The 232-nt window shown below is 63.4% G+C and carries 1 protein-coding gene; it reads right to left on the reverse strand.

Going from position 1 to position 232, the window contains the following annotated elements:
• Positions 1-232 (reverse strand): BamA/TamA family outer membrane protein (locus ACQG3P_RS24720; protein WP_426806523.1); only part of this gene is annotated, 232 nt, incomplete at both ends.

Consider the following 232-nt stretch of genomic DNA (forward strand, 5'->3'; position numbering starts at 1 on the left):
CCCCGGTTGTACGAAGCGGTCGGCTCCGCGCGCGGGCCAAGGGGGTTGTCTTCGAAACCGCGCACCGAGTTGGTACCGCCGGCGTAGAAGTTTTCGAAGAAAGGCAGGCCCGAAGCGGTCACGGTGCGGGTGGTGCCATCCGGGTTGGTGATCACGCGGGTGACATCTTTGCAGTAGGAGTCTCCGTAGCCGACCTCGGAGAGGGTATTGATGACCAGCGACGGGATGATCG

This window comes from Stenotrophomonas sp. SrG (assembly GCF_050031795.1).
Lineage (GTDB): Bacteria > Pseudomonadota > Gammaproteobacteria > Xanthomonadales > Xanthomonadaceae > Stenotrophomonas > Stenotrophomonas rhizophila_A.